The organism is Streptococcus mitis (assembly GCF_946188375.1).
Classification (GTDB): Bacteria; Bacillota; Bacilli; order Lactobacillales; family Streptococcaceae; genus Streptococcus; species Streptococcus mitis_CX.
Genome location: NZ_CAMHUS010000001.1, coordinates 332,145 through 345,173 on the forward strand (window position 1 = coordinate 332,145; position 13,029 = coordinate 345,173).

A 13,029-nucleotide genomic window follows, 5' to 3' on the forward strand; every position below is an offset into this window, starting at 1 on the left:
AAAGAGGTGTTCTATGATTAAAAAAATTTACCCCATTTTTACCATTTTACTAGGTGCCGCTATTTATGCTTTTGGGCTGACTTATTTTGTAGTTCCTCATCATCTCTTTGAAGGAGGGGCGACAGGTATTACCCTCATCACCTTTTATCTTTTTAAAATCCCTGTTTCCCTCATGAACCTGCTGATTAATATTCCCCTTTTCATCCTAGCTTGGAAAATATTTGGAGCAAAATCCCTCTATTCTAGTTTGCTAGGAACCTTATCTTTGTCAGCTTGGTTGGCTTTTTTTGAGCGCATTCCCCTTCATATTGATCTTCAAGGTGATTTACTAATCACTGCCCTTATAGCTGGGATTCTATTGGGAATCGGTCTGGGCATTATCTTTAATGCTGGTGGTACAACCGGAGGAACTGATATTCTAGCTCGTATTCTCAATAAATACACTCATATATCCATGGGGAAACTGCTCTTTATCTTAGATTTTTGTATTCTCATGCTTATTCTCCTAATCTTCAAGGATCTGAGATTGGTTTCCTACACTCTCTTATTTGATTTTATCGTTTCTCGTGTCATTGATTTGATTGGCGAAGGTGGCTATGCTGGTAAAGGCTTTATGATTATCACAAAACGTCCCGACCAACTTGCTAAAGCGATTAATGATGACCTAGGAAGAGGTGTTACATTTATTTCCGGTCAAGGCTACTATAGTAAAGAAAATTTGAAAATCATCTACTGTATTGTCGGCAGAAATGAAATTGTGAAAATGAAGGAAATGATTCATCGAATCGATCCTCAAGCCTTTATAACTATTACAGAAGCCCATGAAATCCTTGGAGAAGGATTCACCTTTGAAAAAGAATAAAAAGAGGTCTTGTAGTTACCTCTTTTTTGTTTTATTTACTCAAACTTTTAAGACCAATTCCGTGCTACTTCTTCGTCTGCCTTTAACTGATCCACTAATTGATCAACTGAGTCAAATTTGGTCATATCACGAATGCGATCAAGCCAATAAACCATGACGGTTTCCCCATAAATATCTTGATTAAAATCAAAAATATTGACTTCAAATCGTGCTTCTTCTCCATCAAAGGTCACATTTTTTCCAACACTAGCCATGGCACGATACTTCTGTCTTTGAATCTCAACATCAACGACATAAACACCATCTGCTGGCATATAAGTACGGTCTAAAAGTACCAAATTAGCTGTTGGATAACCAATTGTCCGACCACGAGCATTACCATGAACCACCATACCTCTTGATGGAAGTGGTGCCCCCAAAAGTTCCCCTGCTTCTTTCACATTTCCATCTAAAATAGCTTGACGGATACGAGTTGAACTAATCTTTCCTTTTTCATCTTCTACAGGTGGGACAATGATAACTTCTCCATCAAAGTAATCCTTTAAATCTTCTGCCGTTTTTTTGTCAGAACCAAATGTATAATCAAAACCTGCAACAATAATTTTAGCATTCATGGCCTTGATATAAGTTGCAAAAAATTCTTCTGCCGTGAGACTAGCAAATTGACTACTAAAATCAAGGAGATATAATTCTTCTACACCTTCACGCTTTAATTTCCTCTCACGTTCAGCAGGGTTCAAAATATGTAAAAACAAATCAGGATGATAAGGCTCTAAAGCGATCTTTGGAGATTCATTAAAGGTCATAACCACGATAGGCAATAAATCCTTTCTCGCAGCCTTATTGGCAACACGAAATAATTCTTGATGACCCTTGTGTATACCATCAAAATAGCCGAGAACAACGACTGAATCAGATGGTGTGCCAATATCTTTTTGGTTTTTTATAGGAATAGTAATAATCATAAAATAATTATATCATAGTGATAGCTATTTCTGGAGCAGAAAATCTGAAATGTCGTTTTTTTCACCTGAAGTGTACTATTTTAGAAGAATTATGTTTTTAAAATCAGAAAAACGCATTATACCAGGCACTTAAAAGCTTGATACAATGCGTTTTATCATGAAAAGATCTACTGAATTTTTTATCAAAATCAACATCCAGCAGCCTTTTCACTTTTTATTAATAAGTTCCTTCTTCACCTTGGCTAGTCAAGATTACCGGACCATCTTTAGTAATCACGAATTGGTGTTCATATTGACAAGATAGGCCACCGTCGATGGTTTTATGCGCCCAACCGGTCTTCATATCTGTATCAATTTCCCAATCTCCAGTATTGATCATGGGTTCAATGGTTAGTACCATTCCTTCACGAAGACGGAGTCCACGACCAGCAACACCATAGTTAGGAACCATTGGTTCTTCATGCATAGTTGGGCCAACACCATGACCAACCAAATCACGCACTACACCGTAACCACGACTTTCAGCGTATTCTTGAATGGCTGCACCAATATCACCGATACGATTCCCAATGACGGCTTGCTCAATACCCTTGTACATAGCTTCTTTGGTTACATCCATCAAGTTTTTCACTTCTTCGGACGGTGTACCAACAGCATAAGCCCAACAAGAGTCTGCTAGGCCACCAGAATAGCTCTGAGTGTATTTTTTCATTTGCTCAACATTGTTGAAGTTTAATTTTGAGACATTCAGGTCAGATTTAGCAATTGGACCTCCCAAAACCATATCAACTTTGAGCAAATCACCATCTTTCAAGATATAGTGACGAGGGAAAGCATGAGCCACTTCATCATTAAGAGAGCAACAGGTAGCATAAGGATAGTCCATCATGGCACCGTCAACTCCAATCTGAAGCGGAAGGAAATTTTCTTCCTTACAACGACGGCGAACGTATTCTTCAACTTCCCACATATCTACGCCAGGCTTAATCAAATCACGCAAGCCAATATGGATACTTGCTAAAAAATCACCGGCCTTATCCATAGCTTCGATTTCACGAGCTGATTTTAATGTTATCATTTTTTCTCCTAGTTTCTAATTAATTTTAACGGTTATATTAGCTTTTGAAACAATCTGATGACCATGATAAATATCGTAGTCAATAATAGCTGATCGTCTAGTATGATGGATAATGCGTGCTTGAATGCGCAGTATATCATCAATCTGAACAGCCTGCAAAAAGTAGATTAGCATCTGCTCAATAATAAGATTACGACCACTATTAACAACTAAATCTTGGGTCATGTGGGTCAGAATTTCTGCCAATACACCATTAGCCAAAACTCCGTTTTTCTCAAGCATAAAGGGTTCCACTGTAATGACTACTTCATCATGGTGGTAAGAAAGTTTTTGACCAATCTGCTCAGAAAAAGTTGGTAGAGCCGAAACTTGGGAACGACTCATCTTCTCCATGACATCTCGTCGTGTCACAACTCCAAGCAAGGTTTGATTATTCCGAACAACCGGTACCATTTCAAAGTCTTCTGCAATCATCCGTTGACTCACATTGGCAATATTTGTCGATAATCCAACCAAAAATAGACTACGAGACATGACCTTATCAATTGTGGTACTTGGTGACTTATCACCCGCATCTCTCATAGTAACAACCCCAACAACGACCTGATGTTGATTAATAACAGGGAAACGACTGCTACGATTCTTACGTACCAAGTCCAAATAATCTTTAACAGTGTCAGTCTCTCTCAAAAAACCATACTCATGACTTGGGCGATAAAGTTTCTCAACTGTCAGAATATCAGTCTTGATTTGTACATTTGACAGGGCTTTATTTATCATGGTCGCAATGGTAAAAGTGTCATTCTTACTTCTCAGAACTGGAATTCCTTTTTGATTGGCCAGTTTAAGCACATCATCATGAACCTGAAATCCACCTGTAACCAGAACTGCATTTTCATTTTCCAGCGCTAGTAATTGGATACGCGTACGATCTCCGACAATCAGGAGCCCACCATCGTGAAGGTAGGACAAGATATTTTGTTCAGTCATGGCACCGATTGAAAATTTACTAAATTCTCTCTCTAAACCTTCTTGCCCAGCCAAAACCTCAGAAGAAGTCACTTCTGCAATTTCAGCAAATGTTAATCTTTCGATAGCAACTTTCTGAGATTTAACACGAATAGTACCACTTCTTGGTCGAGTCTCTACTATTCCACGATTTTCCGCTTCCTTGATAGCGCGATAGGCCGTTCCATCACTTACTCCTAGATGGTTGGAAATGCTTCGAACACTGACCCTTTTACCAACCGGTAATTCTTCCAAATAACTTAGAATTTCTTGGTGTTTACTCATTAATTTCTCCCTTTACAAAGCGAAACTCAAGATAATCACGCATTTTCCTCGTATAGCGATCACTTCCTTTAAACTGACGAATCAAGCGAAATCCAGCCTTAAGAGCAACTCGTTGACTGGCTTCATTTTCGAGATGGGTTATAATAGATAATTGTTTTAAACCAAATTCCTCAAAAGAAAGCTGACAAAGTTTTTTAACAACTTCTGTCATAAAACCTTGAGACCATGAATCTCTTCTTAAAAAATAACCAAGTTCTGCTTCTTTTTTAATTTCATCTAGCTTTTCAAACTTAATTGAACCAATCATTTTTTCAGTTTTCTTGTCACAAATAGCCCATACACCTAAAGGAACCTTCATAAAATAATTGGCCAGTGCATATTGACTCTCTTCCAAACTAGCTTGACTTGGAAAAATGAATTGTAAATTTTCTGGATTTGAAGCTATCTCATGGAAGTCCTGACTATCACTAAAAAAGAAAGGACGCAAATACAAGCGATCCGTTTCAAAAAAAGAAAACATTGCTAATTTGGTCCAAATATTCATAAACACCTCTACGGTTTATTCTTCAACAAGTGTAATATCCGCTCCTAGATTACGTAATTTTTCAATAATATCTGAATAACCACGTAAGATGAACTCAATATTTGTAATTTCAGTTTTGCCTTCAGCCATTAAACCAGCAATGACAAGTGCGGCCCCAGCTCTAAGGTCAGTAGCTTTTACATTTGCACCACGCAAAACACGTCCACCAGTATATAAAATATGGTCGTTTGTAGTCGTAATATCTGCGTCCATCTTTGCTAGTTCAAAAACATGGTTTACTCGTTTTTCATAAATGGTATCAATAATGGTACCACGCCCCTCTGCTGTTAATAGAAGAGGAGTAATTGGTTGTTGCAAGTCAGTAGCAAAACCAGGATAAGGAGCTGTCTTAATATTGATTGCTTTCAAATTAGACTGTTCTTCGACAAAAATACTGTCCTCCGATACAGTCATTCTCACTCCCATTTCTTCCAACTTAGCGATGAATCCTTCTAAGTGTTCATAAAGAACATTATTAATACGAATTCCCTTACCGACTGCAGCAGCTAAAGAAATATATGTTCCTGCTTCAATACGGTCTGGAATCACCTGATGACGGGTTCCGTGTAATCTGTCAACACCATCAATAATGATAATATTGGTTCCAGCACCACGGATATGAGCACCCATATTATTTAAGAGAGTGGCAACATCAATAATCTCAGGTTCTCGGGCTGCATTTTCAATAATAGTACGACCATTTGCTTTAACCGCAGCAATCATCGTATTAATCGTCGCACCGACACTAACCGTATCCATGTAAATACTTGCGCCGTGAAGTCCTGTATCTTTAGCAGATAACTTCATGTTATCACCCTCGTAGCTAACAGTAGCTCCCATAGCTTCAAAAGCCTTAAGATGTAGATCAATAGGGCGAGGTCCCAAATCACATCCACCAGGTAAACCAACAGTAGCTTCACCAAAGCGACCTAAAAGACTTCCATAAAAATAATAAGATGCACGAAGACTATTGATTTTCCCATAAGGCATTGGAATATTTTGAACACCTCTTGGATCAATCTCTAACACATCGTCATAACGCTTAACAGTAGCCCCCATTAACTCCATAATTTCGACAAGACTAGCAACATCGGAAATATCTGGAACACAATCCAAAGTCACCACATCATCTGCCAAAATAATAGCTGGAATCAAAGCTACTACACTATTTTTTGCGCCACTAATGGTAATCTCACCTTGCAGAGGCAAGCCACCATTGATAACAATTTTTCTCATTTTAAATTTTTAATACTCTTTCAAAATTTCTAAAAAGGTCCTGCATTAAAGTATATCATAAATTCACCCTTTTTTCCATCATTTTCAATTATATTAGCTGAATCGGATTTATTAGTAAATGAGCTGTCTTGAAATGTTTTGCCCCCTAAATACAAAAATAGCCCTTCGGATAAAATCCGAGGGGCTAAAAACGTTGTTAAATCAACGGTCGAACTTTTGAATTTCAAGGTTCGGGATAAAATAGTTCACTGAACTATTTTATTTTTTAAGGTTATCTTCCTATTGTTAGATACTAAAAAACAGGCATAAGCCTGCTCTAAATCTAACTTGATTTTCTCAAAAACTATTAAATTCAAATAAGTTGAGAAAACATAAAGGGTAACAAAAAGGAACTTAAAACGATGAGTTCAGCAGGCAAGAAACTAGCACGGTCAAACGTGCTTTTTTTATTGCTAATAGGTTCATTATATCACGTAGAAAATAAATAATATCAAAAAGCACTTAGATTTCTCTAGGTGCTTTGGTATTTTATATTGCGTAGTCATATCCTAGATTTTCTTTTATTTGTTCGAACATTTCTAAAATATGACCAGGGGTGTTATCTTTGAATAAAAATCTAGGAGTTGTATCATCTGGAAAGCTAGTTTTTATCCACGGATATATTTCTGTATAGAACTGCATCATTTCTTTACTAGGCAACGCCATTACTTCCATGATAATACCTCCTTAACTTTAACCTCATTATAAACTTTCCTAGACTATTTTTCAACCACTAAAACACCGTCACGATAGCTTTTAGCAAAGTCTAGCAGTATCTCAGCTTTGAGACGTTCATACTCAGCCCTATCAATGTCTAGTGTCTCGTATAATTGCCATAGCTTTAATCTCTCTCCAGTTCGCCTTGTAAAGAGATTGGCGAATATCTCACGTCGTAAATCGTCCAGATTGTCCCTGTAAGCCTCAATCATGCTTACTATCTCCACCGCTTTGGCTTCAAACGCTCCATCTTGACCGTCTAGGCTCAATTTAACCAGTGAATGATAGCTTTTCAGAAATCTGTAGATCTGCTTTGTTGTCTCTTCTTTATCGATTTGCATTTTTCACCTTGGCCAAGTTCTCAATGGCTTTTTTCTTAATTCTGTAAATTTGAATCTTACTAAAATCTAACTCCTTACAAACCTTAGCCATAGGTAGGTTATTCAAATACAACATTGTCAAAATCAAATTTTCAACTACATCATCTAACTGATTAATCATGTTCAAAACTTCAAATCGTTCATCCATAATAGCTTGCATTTGCTCCACTATCTCATCTTTAAGTTCCAAGGCTTCCAGTATCTTCTCCTCGGTAGTATTGGTTTTGCTAGTTTTTACCCTTGTCGTGAATTGATTGGATCCAGATAATAGTCCATTGTCTAAACTCTGGTACTTTAGTTGCAATCTCTGGATAAGTTCGTTTCCTTTCTTTACTCTTTTTAGTTGTGCCTCTATTTCTTTAATGGTCAAGTTGATACTCCTTCATGGTATAATTAGTTTAAAGAGTAGTGAGGTAGAGATGATAGTGTCGCTACGCAACTTCATAGTATGAGATGACGGGACAGGCACACCGTCCACTACTCCTGAGCGCTTAGATTGTTCTAGGTGCTTTTTTCATTGTATCTGCGTTCGCTCTTGATTCAAGTCCATTCTACGTACCATTTGATAAGCGATTAAGAGACGTTTTTATCTCACTTATTTCCTTGTTATTCTGCAAGCAATTAAGGCAAGTTATTTCTTTGCTTATCTGCTTATCATTTGGTAAGCAACAAATCCAAAATAACAGACTTTTAAATTACTCTTATCTCCCTGTCATTTGTTAGGAAAATAAGGGGAGTTATTTTAGTTCTTATCTTCCTATCATTTTGTAAGGAGAAAATCCAAATTAACGAAGCTAATAAGTCTCCTTATCTCCTTACAGTTTTTCAGGGAGTAAAATCAAAATAAGTGATGTTATTTCCTGTCTTATTTCCTTATCGTTTGACAAGGAGAAAAACGAAAATAAGGAGCTTTTAAATTCGTCTTAACTCCCTATCGTTTTGTAAGCAATTTAGAAGGCTTATTGTCGTCCTTATCTGCTTGTCATTCTGCAAGGAGTAAATCCGAAATAAGAGGGGGAAAAACTCCGCTTACCTGCTTGTCATTTCTCAGGGAATTAAGGAGGGTTTTTATTGCTCTTATCTGCTTGATAAATGATAAGCTCTAATCATCACAAAAACCTATATTATCCCAGAATATCCGCAATCCTTTTGTATTTTTAATTCGTGAAATATCTTTTTCTGCTTCTTCTTTTGTCAGATAGACTTCTATAATATCTTTGGGATTTTTTCCACCTATCCTATATCTTACCTCAAAATGTCCAGTATCAATCTGCGTTAAAAACACGGTATCAACTTCATCAACCACCGCTAACTTATTCAACTTATTTAAACGGTTTTTAATCGCCTTCATCTAGTATCTTCGCCTCTAATATTTCTAATTGCTCCACTACCTCAACCATTTCTACTGCCTTATAAGCCATGTTTAGAATGCTCTGGGCGCTCTGTTGTCTCGCATATGGGCTTACTGTCTTATCAAGCATGATTTCCCTTAATACATCGACTGCCTCGACGCTTGCATTCTGTAACAGCGTAGTAGACTCCTTTAGTTGTTCGCTACGTCTTTCACGGTAAATTCTCTTAAAGGTTGCATCGTTCAAGTAATTGTAAGCCGTCTTTCTGGTGATCTCACTTAATTCACTAGCTTTTTTTACATTCCCAGTCATGAGATAATTGGCCATAAATATTTCTTTTTTTCTGCTTAATTCTGTCAAATACTATTCACCTCGCTTTCTTCTACCATTCTTTTTAGTTCTTCTATTTTTTCTTTTGCTTGTTTATAATCTGAAAATTTGACATCACTAAATTTACGGGGGATATAATCATCCATATTTATATCCAGCCCATTGTCTTGGAAAGTTAACCTTAAACAATCCACATATAAAGACATACATTCATCGGTTGTTGCATATTCCGTCTTTCCAGCATACTCTTCTAACTTCTCTAGTCTTGATTTTAAACTTCTAACCATTCCCCTACCTCGTGTGTAATTCTGTCTGATTTATGTAAAAAAAGGGGATTGCTCCCCTCCACATCACAAACCTAACAAACCGCGTTTTTCCTTGCCCAGCAGCTTATCATATAGGGCTTTATCTTTCTCAAATAGTTCATGTCTACGCTTGTAGCCCATAGCTTTAAACTCTTCAAGAGTTACAGCTTCCTCTTCGTAAGATTTTGAAATACTTTCTACGTTCTTGGCAAGCCCCTGCAGTAAGTCAGCTTGTCTCTTCTCTTCTTCGATTTCTTGAAATAGTTGTTTATATTCATCTTTCATTATTGTTCTCCTTCGAATAAATTGATGCGATTCACAAAATACGCTAAATCATCTTTTGGATCTAAATAGCGGTGTTGACTTCCCATGTAACCAGCTACGCCACTGTAAATATAAGGCTTACTTACTCCACTATATTCTGGAGATGTATTCAGGCGGTCAAATAACTCTTCGATACCTGTTTCTCTTACCTCATCCGCCAATCTTTTAGCGGTATTTTTGTAGTTTTCGTTATAATTTGCAATCAACTCCAGAAGCTCAATAGATTTCTGTTTGATTTCTTGACGTTGGCGTTTCACTGTTTCATCTTGCTCTAATGTTGTCTCTAAATAACCTTTTGCATTAATTTTTCTAGCGTCTGCCACGATTGAGTCAATTCGTTCTTTTTCGAGTTTTGTTCTTTGTGCTTTCATATCAGCAATATACTTTTCTTTTGCGTTGATAGCTTGAAAATCTTCAAAAGTTTGTAACTCAGCTTTCTTGGATTTGATATCCTTAACTTCTTTCTCTGCTTTCTTGATTTCCTCATCAAAGCGATCAAAAATCTCTAATTGAGTCCGTACTTTGTCCATCTGGTTTTTGACTTCTTGCAATGTTGACATTTCTTTTTCCTCCAATCTTTCCAAAAACAAAAGAGGCATAGCCAAAATAGATTACTCTACTTTATGCTATACCTCTGATTTTTTCAGTCAGTATTCTTTTTAAATATTGTTGTTTTAGATTCCACGCTGGAGACAATCTCGCCGTCTTGTATTTTAAGCGTTACGCTTCCAAACTTCGGGATCTCTAACAGTTTTATTATACCATAACTTTTGAAATAAATAAAGCCTTCTTGTATCTCCATGTTTACCTCTCATGCTATTTGTATAGAACCATCACACTGGTCAATGTCCCTATTCTCTCATAGTGTCCCTCTGTTGCTTCTGAATGCTTCACATCTACCACTTGGACAGTTGCCATAAAGTCATTGATTTCTTTTTCAAAATCTTCTTTGCTTTCCCAAAAATGATGATAAAAAAATTTAGTTTTCATTTTTCTTTTCCTCTTTCTGTTTTAAGGGTGTCACTAGTAGTTACACCATTGCAAGGGGGTCGGTACTATCTACCCCATTTTGTCTTCCTTTGATTGCTGATTTAAACTCCTTTCCTCAAATCTACATATTCAACCACAAGTGTGACCTCTTTTTCATTACACTTTCTCAAATTTAAGTGAATCAATTTTAGATCTGGATTGTCTTTCATCCATTCGTTTAAGCTATCTAAAGCTACTGTCAGTTCTTTTTCAGTTACAAAATTCATCTTTGTCCCTTTTTCCTTTATTATTTTAGTTATTCCAAAAGTGTAGCCATTTTTAAAATCTAGTGGCTACACCCTCCGCCTTACTCTCTCAAGGGTTTTCGCCTTATGTAGCCGTGTAGCCGTTTCATCTCAGAAAAAAATAATATATAACGCTATATCTATTTAATTATATATACTTTTATAAAATATATATTTTGGCTACATTTATATTATAAAGTCAGTAATATCAAGGGTTTAGGGGTGTAGCCGTTTTTTCGTCTTGTCTACACCTCTTTGAAACCCCTACAGTATCAAGGGTTTTCAGTGTAGCCGTTTTTTTATCTTTTGACTACACTGCCTACACTTTATTTTTTTATTTTAGCAAATCCGCGCTTGATACTTTTGCCAAATCTCAAGGATTCCCTTGCTTCCCAACCGTCTTTATTTTGCATGATCTTCTTAACCTTGTTTTTATCTTTTGGATTTGGCGAGTTGTTCAAATACACCTCTGTAAAGAATAAATTAACTGCCACTTTGTCCCTTTCCACCAACTCCCCATATTTATCCGTATCTAAAGAGATTTCTATACCATTACTTCCAACGTGATAGCCATTATTCATCATGTCATAGATATAGTAGTATCTTGTCCTATCAGTAATTGGGAATTGATACATATTTTTTGGGTACGGTGTATCTAGATAACGTTCAAAATCTTCAAGAATTTCATCAACAAACCTATATCGGCTTCTAACCTCGTTTACTAGCTTTTCTTGCTCGTCTGTCAGGGTCAAAGACTTATTAGCCTTCCAAGCTACCACCATAGCACCCCAAAAGGCTCTACGGTCTTTTTCCGTCCACTTTCTGCCCTTATAGGCGATGTCCTTGTGGACTTCCGCAACTAGAAAGCGCCTTTCCCCTGTCAGGTCGTTTAAATAATCATGGTCATTGGTTGCCCTCACAATAATAAAACTCTTAGGCAATCGCCTGTCGCTGGAGGCGTAAGGCGGTCTAAACTCCAGCTTGGTTTCTGTGATGAATTTCTTCAATTCTGAAAAACTAGCCTTTTTACTGGCCACCATCTCATCATCAAAGACACACCAGTTTCTCACCATTCTGGCCTTGTCGTCTTTGTCTGTGAAAGTCTCAACGGTTGTAAAATACTTGTGAGTGAATAGCCCCTCAAAAAATTGGGTCTTTCCTACTCCCTGCCTTCCAGTCAAGTCCAGCACAAAGTCAAACTTGATAGAGGGGTCAAATACCTTGGCAACTGCTCCACGGAAAAACAAGTCCACGATAATACGGTTATATTCATCATCCTTGATATTCAGATAATGCCTCAGAATATCAAAGGGATCACGCTGATTCACTAACACTTTATACTCGTTTTCGCATGATTCCAGATAGTCTTTTAAGGGGTTGTAGCTATGTTCTCCAGCCACCACTTCTAAGATATCCGCTATGTCCGACTTTTTATAGTCCAGCTTATACTTGGTAGCAATATAAACCCTAATTTCTCTGATAATCAAGTCATCAATTACGCCGTCTAAGATTCTACCATTGAGTTTTAGAGGCTTAGTTACGTCAATTTCATAAGTAAAGACGTTGTATTGTATAGCCCCTTTTAGTTTGCTATCTCCATTCAAAATCTTCTTGAGATTGTCCAAGTTGACTGCAAAGCCATCGCCTCTTGCTTTCTTTGCCAAGTTCAGGCTATTATGTTCCTCATCGGTCTCCCTTGCTTGGGTCAAGTCCACCACTTCAGGCGGTACTTTCTGCTTATCTTCTTCAATGATTTTATCTACAATGTCATTGCTATTCAAAAGCCACCTCCTTATAGAATTTTGTCGCTACTTCTAGAAAGTAGCTTGCTAAGTCTTTCCGTTTAACGATTGCTGAAAACAAGTCCACTAATTGGCCAAAACTGTACCCATTCACAAATAGCAGTCGGACAAAAAGTGAAGTCTCATACCTGGTATAAATGCCATTACAAATCAGGTCAAAAACCCAGCCTTTTAACTCCACTCCAAGCCCCTGCCGTTGCTCTGTCAATTTGTTTACCTCTAAATCTTTCAGGATCGTCAGCAAGTCAGGACTGGCCAAACCTATTTCTAAATCTCTGGTCAGTTCCCAACCCTCTACTTCCTCACTTTCGTCTTTAACTGCCACATACAAACCTTTGTAGTGAAAAGCCGTCAAGCCCTCGCCTATTGGCTCAAAGTAGATAAATTTGTAGTGATTGCCATTCTTCCATACTTGAGTAGGATTTGACTTGAGAAAGCCAAATAGGGGCATTTTCTCAACGGATATAGTCAACTCTATTATTCTCATTG

Annotated in this window: 19 protein-coding genes; 1 reads left to right on the forward strand and 18 read right to left on the reverse strand. The window is 37.3% G+C overall.

Features of this window, described 5'->3' with window-relative positions; all coding sequences use genetic code 11:
- The first annotated feature begins 13 nt into the window (after positions 1-13).
- The gene (locus tag N8M16_RS01580; RefSeq protein ID WP_261069530.1) at positions 14-862 is read left to right on the forward strand and encodes a YitT family protein; all 849 of its coding nucleotides are present in this window, start codon (positions 14-16) and stop codon (positions 860-862) included.
- Between the two features lie 47 nt (positions 863-909).
- Here N8M16_RS01580 and N8M16_RS01585 read toward each other — a convergent pair whose 3' ends face one another.
- The 18 genes from N8M16_RS01585 to N8M16_RS01665 all read right to left on the reverse strand — a co-directional run bounded on the left by N8M16_RS01585 (position 910) and on the right by N8M16_RS01665 (position 13,027).
- Positions 910-1,827, reverse strand: a complete 918-nt coding sequence (locus N8M16_RS01585) for a bifunctional riboflavin kinase/FAD synthetase (protein ID WP_000587437.1) — start codon at positions 1,825-1,827, stop codon at positions 910-912.
- Positions 1,828-2,044: 217 nt separating this feature from the next.
- Positions 2,045-2,905, reverse strand: a complete 861-nt coding sequence (locus N8M16_RS01590; RefSeq protein WP_000631541.1) for a methionyl aminopeptidase — start codon at positions 2,903-2,905, stop codon at positions 2,045-2,047.
- A gap of 15 nt (positions 2,906-2,920) precedes the next feature.
- Positions 2,921-4,198 carry a CBS-HotDog domain-containing transcription factor SpxR gene (gene spxR / locus N8M16_RS01595; protein ID WP_000033834.1) on the reverse strand — a complete coding sequence of 426 codons (1,278 nt, stop codon included), beginning with the start codon at positions 4,196-4,198 and terminating at the stop codon, positions 2,921-2,923.
- Positions 4,191-4,742 (reverse strand): GNAT family N-acetyltransferase, encoded by a 552-nt coding sequence (locus tag N8M16_RS01600; RefSeq protein ID WP_020902836.1) that lies wholly within the window; start codon positions 4,740-4,742, stop codon positions 4,191-4,193. The genes spxR and N8M16_RS01600 overlap by 8 nt, the downstream gene beginning before the upstream one ends.
- 15 nt (positions 4,743-4,757) lie before the next feature.
- Positions 4,758-6,017, reverse strand: coding sequence for a UDP-N-acetylglucosamine 1-carboxyvinyltransferase (locus tag N8M16_RS01605; protein ID WP_020902835.1), 1,260 nt, complete (start codon positions 6,015-6,017; stop codon positions 4,758-4,760).
- A 528-nt stretch (positions 6,018-6,545) separates the two neighbouring features.
- Positions 6,546-6,731, reverse strand: a complete 186-nt coding sequence (locus tag N8M16_RS01610) for a hypothetical protein (RefSeq protein WP_070527642.1) — start codon at positions 6,729-6,731, stop codon at positions 6,546-6,548.
- Between the two features lie 44 nt (positions 6,732-6,775).
- Entirely contained in the window at positions 6,776-7,114 is a 339-nt protein-coding gene (locus N8M16_RS01615) for a hypothetical protein (RefSeq protein ID WP_070527643.1), read from the reverse strand.
- Positions 7,101-7,523 (reverse strand): DUF1492 domain-containing protein, encoded by a 423-nt coding sequence (locus N8M16_RS01620; protein WP_070527647.1) that lies wholly within the window; start codon positions 7,521-7,523, stop codon positions 7,101-7,103. Before N8M16_RS01620 ends, N8M16_RS01615 begins: the two co-directional genes overlap by 14 nt.
- 732 nt (positions 7,524-8,255) lie before the next feature.
- Positions 8,256-8,504, reverse strand: coding sequence for a hypothetical protein (locus tag N8M16_RS01625; protein WP_070527652.1), 249 nt, complete (start codon positions 8,502-8,504; stop codon positions 8,256-8,258).
- Positions 8,491-8,832, reverse strand: coding sequence for a replication protein (locus N8M16_RS01630; protein WP_084953907.1), 342 nt, complete (start codon positions 8,830-8,832; stop codon positions 8,491-8,493). Before N8M16_RS01630 ends, N8M16_RS01625 begins: the two co-directional genes overlap by 14 nt.
- Positions 8,833-8,861: 29 nt before the next feature.
- Positions 8,862-9,122, reverse strand: a complete 261-nt coding sequence (locus N8M16_RS01635; protein ID WP_084953905.1) for a hypothetical protein — start codon at positions 9,120-9,122, stop codon at positions 8,862-8,864.
- 63 nt (positions 9,123-9,185) lie between these two features.
- Positions 9,186-9,425 (reverse strand): hypothetical protein, encoded by a 240-nt coding sequence (locus N8M16_RS01640; RefSeq protein ID WP_084953903.1) that lies wholly within the window; start codon positions 9,423-9,425, stop codon positions 9,186-9,188.
- On the reverse strand, positions 9,425-10,024 hold the full coding sequence (locus N8M16_RS01645) for a hypothetical protein (RefSeq protein ID WP_239822414.1): 600 nt from the start codon (positions 10,022-10,024) through the stop codon (positions 9,425-9,427). The genes N8M16_RS01640 and N8M16_RS01645 overlap by 1 nt, the downstream gene beginning before the upstream one ends.
- An 83-nt stretch (positions 10,025-10,107) precedes the next feature.
- Positions 10,108-10,266 (reverse strand): DUF2292 domain-containing protein, encoded by a 159-nt coding sequence (locus N8M16_RS10265; RefSeq protein ID WP_084953899.1) that lies wholly within the window; start codon positions 10,264-10,266, stop codon positions 10,108-10,110.
- Positions 10,267-10,280: 14 nt separating this feature from the next.
- A complete protein-coding gene (locus N8M16_RS01650; protein WP_084953898.1) occupies positions 10,281-10,454 on the reverse strand; it encodes a hypothetical protein in 174 nt (57 codons plus the stop codon).
- 101 nt (positions 10,455-10,555) lie between these two features.
- Positions 10,556-10,720, reverse strand: a complete 165-nt coding sequence (locus N8M16_RS01655) for a hypothetical protein (RefSeq protein ID WP_158086469.1) — start codon at positions 10,718-10,720, stop codon at positions 10,556-10,558.
- A 344-nt stretch (positions 10,721-11,064) separates the two neighbouring features.
- The gene (locus N8M16_RS01660) at positions 11,065-12,519 is read right to left on the reverse strand and encodes a virulence-associated E family protein (RefSeq protein WP_084953896.1); all 1,455 of its coding nucleotides are present in this window, start codon (positions 12,517-12,519) and stop codon (positions 11,065-11,067) included.
- A complete protein-coding gene (locus N8M16_RS01665; protein WP_084953895.1) occupies positions 12,512-13,027 on the reverse strand; it encodes a hypothetical protein in 516 nt (171 codons plus the stop codon). The genes N8M16_RS01660 and N8M16_RS01665 overlap by 8 nt, the downstream gene beginning before the upstream one ends.
- Positions 13,028-13,029 lie beyond the last annotated feature (2 nt).

Bases quoted from the DNA above. Each gene is read 5' to 3' on its own strand.
- N8M16_RS01580 (WP_261069530.1), top strand. From the start codon at position 14: ATGATTAAAAAAATTTACCCCATTTTTACCATTTTACTAGGTGCCGCT.
- N8M16_RS01610 (WP_070527642.1), bottom strand. From the start codon at position 6,731: ATGGAAGTAATGGCGTTGCCTAGTAAAGAAATGATGCAGTTCTATACA.
- N8M16_RS10265 (WP_084953899.1), bottom strand. From the start codon at position 10,266: ATGGAGATACAAGAAGGCTTTATTTATTTCAAAAGTTATGGTATAATA.
- N8M16_RS01590 (WP_000631541.1), bottom strand. From the start codon at position 2,905: ATGATAACATTAAAATCAGCTCGTGAAATCGAAGCTATGGATAAGGCC.
- N8M16_RS01665 (WP_084953895.1), bottom strand. From the start codon at position 13,027: ATGAGAATAATAGAGTTGACTATATCCGTTGAGAAAATGCCCCTATTT.
- N8M16_RS01635 (WP_084953905.1), bottom strand. From the start codon at position 9,122: ATGGTTAGAAGTTTAAAATCAAGACTAGAGAAGTTAGAAGAGTATGCT.
- N8M16_RS01615 (WP_070527643.1), bottom strand. From the start codon at position 7,114: ATGCAAATCGATAAAGAAGAGACAACAAAGCAGATCTACAGATTTCTG.
- spxR (WP_000033834.1), bottom strand. From the start codon at position 4,198: ATGAGTAAACACCAAGAAATTCTAAGTTATTTGGAAGAATTACCGGTT.
- N8M16_RS01605 (WP_020902835.1), bottom strand. From the start codon at position 6,017: ATGAGAAAAATTGTTATCAATGGTGGCTTGCCTCTGCAAGGTGAGATT.
- N8M16_RS01600 (WP_020902836.1), bottom strand. From the start codon at position 4,742: ATGAATATTTGGACCAAATTAGCAATGTTTTCTTTTTTTGAAACGGAT.
- N8M16_RS01645 (WP_239822414.1), bottom strand. From the start codon at position 10,024: ATGTCAACATTGCAAGAAGTCAAAAACCAGATGGACAAAGTACGGACT.
- N8M16_RS01585 (WP_000587437.1), bottom strand. From the start codon at position 1,827: ATGATTATTACTATTCCTATAAAAAACCAAAAAGATATTGGCACACCA.
- N8M16_RS01630 (WP_084953907.1), bottom strand. From the start codon at position 8,832: ATGGCCAATTATCTCATGACTGGGAATGTAAAAAAAGCTAGTGAATTA.
- N8M16_RS01625 (WP_070527652.1), bottom strand. From the start codon at position 8,504: ATGAAGGCGATTAAAAACCGTTTAAATAAGTTGAATAAGTTAGCGGTG.
- N8M16_RS01655 (WP_158086469.1), bottom strand. From the start codon at position 10,720: ATGAATTTTGTAACTGAAAAAGAACTGACAGTAGCTTTAGATAGCTTA.
- N8M16_RS01640 (WP_084953903.1), bottom strand. From the start codon at position 9,425: ATGAAAGATGAATATAAACAACTATTTCAAGAAATCGAAGAAGAGAAG.
- N8M16_RS01650 (WP_084953898.1), bottom strand. From the start codon at position 10,454: ATGAAAACTAAATTTTTTTATCATCATTTTTGGGAAAGCAAAGAAGAT.